The 9,494-nt window shown below is 72.1% G+C and carries 8 protein-coding genes; 5 read left to right on the top strand and 3 right to left on the bottom strand.

The features are described 5' to 3' along the window. The 3 genes from N4P33_RS28395 to N4P33_RS28385 all read right to left on the bottom strand — a co-directional run. Positions 1-795: amidase (locus N4P33_RS28395; RefSeq protein WP_260829700.1), on the bottom strand; the 795-nt coding region annotated here is incomplete at its 3' end. Positions 796-959: 164 nt separating this feature from the next. Next, the gene (locus N4P33_RS28390; RefSeq protein ID WP_260829699.1) at positions 960-1,985 is read right to left on the bottom strand and encodes a S9 family peptidase; all 1,026 of its coding nucleotides are present in this window, start codon (positions 1,983-1,985) and stop codon (positions 960-962) included. A gap of 110 nt (positions 1,986-2,095) precedes the next feature. Then, a complete protein-coding gene (locus tag N4P33_RS28385) occupies positions 2,096-3,142 on the bottom strand; it encodes a LacI family DNA-binding transcriptional regulator (protein ID WP_260829698.1) in 1,047 nt (348 codons plus the stop codon). Positions 3,143-3,356: 214 nt separating this feature from the next. On the opposite strand from N4P33_RS28385, the gene N4P33_RS28380 reads away from it, so the two are divergent. The 5 genes from N4P33_RS28380 to N4P33_RS28360 all read left to right on the top strand — a co-directional run. Continuing rightward, a complete protein-coding gene (locus tag N4P33_RS28380) occupies positions 3,357-4,649 on the top strand; it encodes an ABC transporter substrate-binding protein (RefSeq protein ID WP_260829696.1) in 1,293 nt (430 codons plus the stop codon). A 6-nt stretch (positions 4,650-4,655) separates the two neighbouring features. After that, positions 4,656-5,552 carry a carbohydrate ABC transporter permease gene (locus tag N4P33_RS28375; protein ID WP_260829695.1) on the top strand — a complete coding sequence of 299 codons (897 nt, stop codon included), beginning with the start codon at positions 4,656-4,658 and terminating at the stop codon, positions 5,550-5,552. Then, positions 5,549-6,460 carry a carbohydrate ABC transporter permease gene (locus tag N4P33_RS28370; protein ID WP_260829693.1) on the top strand — a complete coding sequence of 304 codons (912 nt, stop codon included), beginning with the start codon at positions 5,549-5,551 and terminating at the stop codon, positions 6,458-6,460. Before N4P33_RS28375 ends, N4P33_RS28370 begins: the two co-directional genes overlap by 4 nt. A gap of 27 nt (positions 6,461-6,487) precedes the next feature. Further along, a complete protein-coding gene (locus tag N4P33_RS28365; protein ID WP_260829692.1) occupies positions 6,488-7,768 on the top strand; it encodes a glycosyl hydrolase in 1,281 nt (426 codons plus the stop codon). After that, the coding region (locus N4P33_RS28360) for an endo-beta-N-acetylglucosaminidase (RefSeq protein WP_260829691.1) at positions 7,765-9,494 on the top strand (1,730 nt) is incomplete at its 3' end. The genes N4P33_RS28365 and N4P33_RS28360, both read left to right, overlap by 4 nt.

The raw sequence follows: 9,494 nt of genomic DNA, 5'->3' as shown, positions 1-9,494 counted from the left end.
CGCGGCCGCCGCGTACGGCCTGGCGACGGCGACGCCGGCCAGCGGGCTGCGCAGGGACACCGCGACCCGTCGGGTGGCGGGACCCTCACGGCCCGCGGGCTCGCCGCCCGCGAGGACCGTGAACATCAGACGCGCGTCCTCGACCGTGGTGGCCAGCGGCCCGTTCTCCGACATGCCGAACCAGTCGCCGTCGCTCACCCCGGCCGGTATCACGCCGAGCCCCGGCTTGATCGTCACCAGACCGCAGTTGGCGGCCGGTATCCGCAGCGAGCCCATGCCGTCGTTGCCGAGGGCGATCGGCACCATCCCGGCCGCGACCGCAGCCGCGCTGCCGCCCGACGAGCCGCCCGCGCTGCGTGTCAGGTCCCACGGATTGCGGGCGGTGCCGTGCACGCCCTCCGTGGTGCCGAAGACACACAGCTCCGGCACGTTCGTCAGGCCCACGACCACCGCGCCCGCCGCCCGCAGCCGGGCCACCGTCTCGTGGTCCGCCCCGGCCGGCGTGTCGGGGGTCGCCGCCGAGCCGACGCGGGTGCTCTCGCCGCGCACGGCGAGGTTGTCCTTGACCGCCACCGGCACACCGGCCAGCGGCAGTTCGGCCAGGTCGTCCCGCGCGGCCACCTCGTCCGCCTCGGCGAGCGCCGCCTCGGTCCGCACCGCGCGGAACGCCCCGACGTGGCCGTCGAGCCGCTCGATGCGCGCGAGGTGCTCGGCGACCACCTCGCGCGGGGTGACCCGCTTCTCCCGTACGGCGGCGGCGATCTCGACGGCGGTCCGGCCGACCCAACTGGTCAACTTCGGCTCCTCGGAGTGGGCGTGCGGCGACGGGCAGGCGTACTGGCGAGTACGTAGGGAGAACTGTGCCCCGCAGGGCGGTCCCGCGTCGAGACCAGGGCGGCTCCGCGTCGAGACCGGGGCAGTCCCGTGTCGAGACCGGTGTGGCCGGCGCCGGGCGCCGCTCAGCGCAGGTGCCGCTCGAAGTGGTCCATCGTGAGCTCCATCGACTCCCGCCAGCGCGGCCCGAACGTGTGGCCCTCGCCCGCGTAGGTGCGCAGTTCGACGTCGGCACCGGCCTTCTCGAACGCGGCGGCGGCTTCACGGGACCAGCGGATGGGGCAGGTGTCGTCCGCGGTGCCGTGGTGGATCAGCAGGGGCTCGGTGGCCCGGTCCGCGTAGGTGAGCGGGGAGACCTGGCGCCAGAACTCCGGGTCGTCCTCCGGGGTGCCGTGCTCCGCCTCGATCTCGGCCACCACCGGGTCGCCGTTACGGCGCTGGAACTGATCGATGTTCTCCTCGGGCCGCCCGCTGACCGGGGCGTAGGCGACGGCCGCGTCGAACACGCCGGGCGCCACCACCAGCGTGTTGTAGACGACCCCGCCGCCCATCGACCGGCCAAGGAGCCCGATCCGGTCCGTGTCGATCTCCGCGCGGCCGGAGGAACGCAGCGCCTTGGCCGCGCCGATCACGTCCTCGGTGTAGCCGAGGCGCAGGTTCACGTCGTTGTCCGGGTCGTCGTCGGAGCGGGCGTGGTTGCGGTAGTCGACGTGCAGCACCACATAGCCGCGGCGGGCCAGCAGATCGTGCTCACGGGGCATGCCCTGGCCGGTGACGTACACGTCCGGATCGATGTAGCCGTGGGCGAGGACGAGCGCGGGGAACGGCCCCTTGCCCTCGGGGACGTTCATCACCCCGGAGATCGTCAGCCCGTTGGCCTCGTACGTCACGGCGTACCGCGTGTAGGCGGAGGTGCGGGCCAGCACGGTGCCGAGACGCAGCCCGGAGCCGGTGTGCTCGCGCCGCATCAGGGCGGGCAGCGACACCGGGCCGGCCGGGGTGGGGGCGGGGGAGGACCTCGGGGTCTGCGTCGTGGTGGGCGCGGAGTCCGGGGTGCGCTCGGGCGCGGAGTCATTCGCGCCGCCGGTGCAGCCGGCCGTCAGGGCCAGCAGCAATCCGGCGACGGCACAGGCCGTACGACGGGGCCGCATGGCGCCCATTATCCCGCCGGCCCCGCCTGCGGGCAGGCCGCGCCGGGCGTCATGTCTCCCGGGCGGGGCCCGTGCTGCCCCGTTGGATCAGGGCGGGGCACCGGTCGAGGTCACGTCCGCCGGGCCGGTCCCGTGCTGTCCCGTTCGATCAGGCGGGGCACCGGCACCCGGACCGTGCGGGCCGGGCCGCCGTCCAGCAGGGAGGTCAGCTCGCGGGCCGCCGTGCGGCCGAACTCCACGCTGTCCCGGGACAGCGCGGACAGCCACGGCTTGACCATGCGGCACAGCGCCGAGTCCTCCCAGGCGACCACCGACACGTCCGCCGGTACCGAGAAGCCGAGTTCGGCCGCGGCGGCGACACCGGCGACGGCCATCACGTCGTTGTCGTAGATCAGGGCGGTCGGGGGAGCGGCGGCGTCCAGAACGCGGCGCGTGACCGCCACGGCCGCCGAGTCCGAGTAGTCGGTGGTCACCGACAGCACCTCGGTGAGCCCCCGCCGCTCCGCCTCGGCGCGCAGCGTACGGATCCGCCGCTCGGTGTGGGCGAGTCCCGACAGGCCCGCGATGTGCACGATCCGGCGGTGCCCGAGCTGGTACAGCCCGCCCACCACCGAGGCCATGGCGCCCGCGTCGTCCGCCCACACCGTGGACATCCCCGGGTGACGCTCGTCCGGCGCGCCGCCGATCACCACGGCGGGCAGGCCGAGTTCGTCCAGCAGACGCGGCCGGGGATCGTCGGTGCGCGGGTCGACCACCAGCACACCGTCCACCCGGTGCTCGGCCCACCAGCGCCGGTACACCGCGCACTCGTCCTCGACGTCCTCCACCACCTGGAACAGCAACCCGAGATGACGCTCCGCCAGGACCTCCTGGATGCCCGAGACGAGCTGCAGGAAGAAGGAGTCCACACCGAGGGTGTGCGCGGGCCGGGCGAGCACGAAGCCCACCGTCGCCGAGCCCTCCCCGGACAGGGCGCGCGCCGCCGTGCTGGGCCGCCAGCCCAGTTGCTCGGCGACCCGGCGGACCCGGTCCCGGGTCACCTCGGACACGCCCGGTCTGCCGTTGAGCGCGAAGGACACCGCGCTCTCGGAGACCCCGGCTCGCCGGGCGATGTCCTTCATCGTCGGCCGACGCGCGGCGGGCCGCTTGGCTGGCATGATCGCCCCTTTCCCGGGGAGTACTAATGCGCTTGAGCAGCAGAGCCTAAAGCGCATTAGTCAATCAGGTCAACTTTTCCGCGACACCGCATTTGACCTGGACTAATGCTTGCCGAAAGACTTTAGTGACGGTGAATCCATTGACTTTCCAGCAATCCGCCCGGCATGGTCGGCGGCATCCATCCCCCGACGCTGCCCAGGGAGACGTGTCACCGTGCCCACCTCGCGCAGAACATTCGCCGCCGTCGCCGTCGCCGCCCTGCTGATGCCGATCACCGCCTGCGGCTCCGGGGGTGACGGCGGCGGCGCGGCCGACGCCTCCGGCAAGGTCGAGGGCGAGATCACCTTCCAGACCTGGAACCTGAGGGCCAACTTCAAGGGCTACTTCGAGGACGTGATCGCCGCTTTCGAGGAGAAGTACCCGTACACCCATGTGAAGTGGGTCGACCAGCCCGCCGAGGGCTACGCCGACAAGATCAGCGCCGACGCGGCCGGCGGCACGCTCCCGGACGTCGTCAACGTCTCCCCGGACCTGGTCGCCCCGCTCGCCAGGGCGGGCCTTGCGCTCGACCTCGACAAGGCCGCGGCGAAGTACGAGAAGGAGTACCTGCCCGGCGCCTGGGCCAGCCATCAGGTACCGGGAATGGAGGGCACGTACGCCTTCCCCTGGTACCTCAACACGGGCCCGCTGTTCTACAACAAGTCCCTCTTCGAGAAGGCCGGACTCGACCCGAACAAGCCGCCGAAGACGTACGGCGAACTCTTCGACCAGGCCCTGCAGATGGCCGAGAAGACCGACGGCAAGGTGGCCACCCTCGCCAACGTGCCCACCATCGAGGACTTCGGCCGCTACGGCGTCCCGCTGATGAACAAGGAGGGCACCGCCTTCACCTTCAACGACGCCAAGGGAGTCGAACTCCTCGCCAGGTACAAGGAGTTGTACGACGCGAAGGCCCTGGACCCGCAGGCGCTCACCGCCACCCCGGAGTCGTCCGGCAAGAAGTTCCTCACTGGCGCCGTCGCCATGAACCCCGGCAGCGCGCTCGACCTCGCCAACTTCAAGAAGCAGGCGCCCAGCCTCTACAAGAACATCGGGATCACCGATCAGATCACCAGCACCGGCCACGTCAACATGTACGTGATGGGCGTGATGGTCAACGCGCAGACCAAGCGCACCCCGGCCGCCGTCGCGTTCGCGCACTTCGTCACCGACTCGGCCCGCCAGATGTCGTTCGCCCAGCGCGTCGCCATCTTCCCGTCCACCGCCGGTTCGCTGGACAAGCCGTACTTCACCCGGGAGGACGGCACCGACGAGACCCGGGTGCGGGTGGCCGCCGCCAAGTCGCTGAAGACGGCCGTCAACTACACGCCGGTGCTGTTCAGCGAGCAGATGAAGACCGCGCTGCGCAACGAGGTCGCCAAGGCGCTGCAGGGCAAGCAGAGCCCGCAGGAAGCTCTCGACAACGCTGTCAACGCCTGCGACCGGCTGCTCCGGCAGCAGGGGTGACGCACCATGGCCACCGTCTCCACCGTCTCCCGGGTGCGGCGCCAACTGCCCACCAGTCCCTGGCTGTTCGCCGCACCCGGACTGCTGATCACCAGCGCGTTCATCCTCTACCCGTTCGTCTCCACGCTGATCAACTCCTTCACCGACCGGCGCACCCTGGTCCCGGGCGGGTTCGTGGGCCTCGCCAACTTCCGCGAGCTGCTGCACGACGACATGTTCTGGATCGGCCTGCGCAACAGCACCCTGTACGTCCTCGGGGTGGTGCCCGCGCTGATCGTGCTGCCGCTGCTGCTCGCGCTGCTGGTGCGGAAGAACATCCCCGGCATCACCTTCTTCCGGTCCGCCTTCTACACCCCGGTCGTCGCCTCGATCGTCGTGGTGGGGCTGATCTGGGTGTGGCTGCTGGACGACCGCGGACTGGTCAACGCGGTCCTGGAGACGGTCGGGGTGGGCCGGATCGGCTTCCTCAGCGACCAGTGGCTGCTCCTGCTGAGCGCCATGGCCGTCACGGTGTGGAAGGGCCTCGGCTACTACATGATCATTTACCTGGCGGCGCTCGGGAACGTGCCGCGTGAACTGCACGAGGCCGCCGCCGTGGACGGGGCGGGCGCGATCCGCCGCTTCCTCAGCGTCACCGTGCCCGCCGTGCGCTCCACCATGGTGCTGGTCGGCGCGCTCTCCTCGGTCGCCGCGTTCAAGGTGTTCTCCGAGGTGTATCTGCTCGCCGGGCCGAGCGGCGGTCCCGCCGGTGAGGACACCACGCTCGTGATGCTGGTGCAGCGCACCGGCACCGGCCTGACCGGCCGGGTCGGCTATGCCTCCGCGATCTCCGTCGTCGTCTTCGTCGTCACCGTCGCCCTGATGCTGCTGGTGCTGCGCGCCGACCGCCGGGAGGAGTCATGAGCGTCATCGCGAAGGCGCCCCGGCCCGTCACCGAGGAGCCCGTGGCAGCCCGCGCGCCCCGGATCGCCGACGAGCACGGCCGCCGCGTACGGGTCTGGGAACTCGGCCTGCGCTACGTACTGCTGCTCGCCGTCCTCGCCCTGACCATCGGCCCGTTCCTGTGGCAGCTGTCCACGTCCCTCAAGGGCCCGACCGAGGACATCTACAGCTCCCCGCCGAGGTTCCTGCCCGGCGACCCCACCCTGCACAACTACGAGCGGGTCGCCGACACCATCCCCGTCTGGGACTACGCCCTCAACTCCCTGAAGGTCGCCGTCGCCAACGTCGTCACCAACTGCGTCGGCGCCGCGCTCGCCGGTTACGCGCTCGCCCGGTTGCGCTACCGGGGCCGGCGCGTCGCCACCCTGGTGTTCATCCTGGCCATGCTCGTGCCCGTCGAGGGCATCATCATCGCCCAGTTCACCACCATGCGGGAGCTCGGCCTCAACAACACCCTGATCGGCGTGGTCCTGCCCGGCTGTGTCAGCGCCCTCAACGTGCTGCTGATGCGCAACGCCTTCCTCAACCTGCCCTACGAGATCGAGGAGGCCGCGTTCGTCGACGGCGCCAACGTCTGGCAGCGCTTCCTGCGCATCGCGCTGCCGTCCGTCAAGGGCACCCTCGCCGTCGTCGCGATCTTCGCCTTCATGGGCGCCTGGGACGACTTCCTGTGGCCGCTCATCGTGCTCAGCGACCCGTCCAAGTTCACCCTCACCATCGGCCTCAACTATCTGCACGGCACCTTCGCGGGCGACGAACGCCTCGTCGCGGCGGGCACGATCATCGCCGTCGCCCCGCTGATCGCCCTGTTCGCCTGCCTCCAGCGGTACTTCTTCCGCGGGGTCGGCGAGGGCGCGGTCAAGGGCTGAACCATCACGGACACGCAAGGACACCGCATGCCTCCTGCCGTGCGCTTCGGCGTCAACTACACCCCCAGTGAAGGGTGGTTCCACCACTGGCTCGACTTCGACCTGGACTCCGTACGCGCCGACCTGGACTCCATCGCCGCGCTCGGCGTGGACCACATCCGGGTCTTCCCGCTGTGGCCCTACTTCCAGCCCAACCGCACGCTGATCCGCCCCCGGGCGGTCGAACAGCTCCTCGCCCTCACCGACGCCGCCGCCGAACGCGGGCTCGACGTCAACGTCGACGGGCTGCAAGGGCACTTGAGCAGCTTCGACTTCCTGCCCGCCTGGACCCGCACCTGGCACCGGCGCAACCTCTTCACCGACCCGGACGTCCTCGACGGTCAGGCGACCTACCTGCGTACCCTCGCCGCCGCCCTCGCCGACCGGCCCGCCTTCCTCGGCATGACCCTCGGCAACGAGGTCAACCAGTTCTCCGCGGGCCCGCACCCCGACCCGGACCGGGCGACGCCCGCGCAGATCGACGCCTGGCTGGAGCGGATGCTCGCCGCCTGCGAGGAGGGAGCCCCCGGCCGGCTGCACCTGCACGCCGAGTACGACGCCACCTGGTACCAGGACGACCAGCCCTTCACCCCCGCCCAGGCCGCCCGACTCGGTGCCGTGACCGCCGTGCACTCCTGGGTGTTCAACGGCACCGCCCAGCGCCACGGCCGCACCTCCGTCCCCACCGAGCACCACGCCGCGTACCTCGTCGAGCTGAGCAAGGCGTGGGCCGACGAACCGCACCGCCCCGTCTGGCTCCAGGAGGTCGGCGCCCCCGCCCCCCTGATCCCGCCCGACCACGCCGCCGCCTTCACCGAGGCGACCGTCACCCACGCCCTGGACTGCCCCGACCTGTGGGGCATCACCTGGTGGTGCTCCCACGACGTCTCCCGCGACCTCGCCGACTTCCCGCAACTGGAGTACGGGCTCGGCCTGCTGACCAACGACCGCAAGCCGAAGGACCTGGCCCGCGTGCTCGCCGACGCCGCGAGGGAACACCGGCACGCCACACCCGCGCCCCGCACCACGGCACTCGTCGTCCCCTCCGACCCCTCCGCCCGCTCCCGCTGCGCCCCCGGCGGCCCCGTCTTCGACGCCTTCTTCCGGCTGGTCGCCGACGGCATCCGTCCCACCACCGTCCTCGACACCCGCGCCACCGACACCGCGCACCTCGCCGCCCGCGGCATCACCGAAGTCTGCACACCGGGACAGGTACTCCCGGCTCGACCCGACCCCACCCGCGTCCCGCACGGAGGAACCCGCCCATGAGTCACGCCCGCCCGGCCGACCCGGCCGGTCCCGCGCGCCGGACGGTCCTGCTCGCCGGTGCCACCGCCGCACCGCTCCAGCCGTACGCCTGCTACTGGTACCCCGGCTCCCTGCCCTCCGGCACGCCCGGCGAGGGCATCACCTGGCGCAGCCTGAAGTCCTGGCGCGCCGACCGGGACCCCGACCTCGCCTTCAACGCGGCGTCCGTACCGCTCGCCCGCCGGTTCACCCCCACACCGGCGAACCCGCCCGCCCGCGCCGGCCAGGCCCGTATCCAGTCCCTGGTGTCTTTCGGACCGACCGCGAGCAACCCCTCACAGGGCTCGCCCACCGCCGACTACTACGCCCTCACCCACTGGGCGTACATCGACGAACTCGTCTTCCGGGGCGGCTCGTCCGGCGAGGGGCTGATCCTCGCCCCCAACGCGCCGATCGTGGACGCCGCCCACCGGCACGGCGTGCCCGTCCTCGGCAACGTCTTCCTGCCACCGGCCGCTTATGGCGGACAGGTGCAGTGGACGCGGGACCTGGTGCAGCGGGACCCCGCCGGACGGCATCCGCTCGCCGAGCGGCTCGTGGCCGTGGCGCAGGCGTACGGCTTCGACGGCTGGTTCGTCAACGCCGAGACCGGCGGCGGGGACCCCGCCCTCGGCGCCGCCATGCTCTCCTTCCTGCGCGAGCTCAAGACGCGCGCCGCCGCGAAGGGGCAGCGGGTCACCTGGTACGACTCGATGACCGTCGACGGTGCGGTCAGCTGGCAGGGCGCGCTCAACGACCGCAACCGGGCGTTCTTCGAGGCGGCCGACGACATGTTCGTCGACTTTCGCTGGACCCCCGAACGCCTCGTCTCCTCGGCCGGCGAGGCCGAGCGGATGGGCCGCGGCCGGTACGAGCTGTGGGCGGGCGTGGACGTGGAGGCGAACGGCTGGAACACCGCCGAGAACGGGGACGCGATCGTGCCCGCCGACCGCCCGCACGTCACCTCCATCGGCCTGTACCGGCCGGAGTGGACCCGTCATCAGCTGCCCGCCGACCGGCGGACCCCGGCCGACTTCTACGCCGCGGACGACCGGTTCTGGACCGGCGCCTCGCTCGACCCGTCCATGCCGGACGCCACCGACCCCTGGCGGGCGCCCGCCGTCTCGGTCGCCGACCGGTCGACGGTCACGTCCGTGCCCTTCGCGACCGTGTTCAACACCGGGCACGGGCTGCGCTGGTACGAGAAGGGCGCCGTCACCTCCGAGACGCCGTGGAACCACCTCGGGCTCCAGGACCGGCTGCCGTCGCGACGCTGGGTGGTGCGCACCGAGGGGCGGCGGCCCGGCGTCGGCTTCGACTTCGCCGACGCCTGGCACGGCGGGAGCAGCGTCCTCGTCGACGGCGACCCCGACGCGCCCGTGACCGTGGATCTGTATGCGACGCGGCTGCCGATCACCGCCGGGACGGTTGTCGAGTTCACGCATCGGACGGATGCTGGGCGCGTGGACGTGGAGCCGGCCGTGGCCACCGCCGACCCCGAGAACCCGGGGGCGGCACCGCCGTACACGTATCTCCCGGTGAGCGGGGCCGGCGGCTGGCGGACGGTGACCGTCCCGCTCACCGGCCTGTCCGGCACCGTGCACGCGATCGGTGTGCGGCTCACCGCGTCGGAGGGGCCCGTGCGCCGGCGGCTCGGGCGTCTCGCCGTCCGCGCCGCGGCACTCTCGGCGTCCGCCGCCCCCACCGG

It is taken from the genome of Streptomyces sp. 15-116A (genome assembly GCF_025290915.1).
Lineage (GTDB): Bacteria > Actinomycetota > Actinomycetes > Streptomycetales > Streptomycetaceae > Streptomyces.
This window is presented reverse-complemented; position numbering and strand designations above follow the sequence as displayed.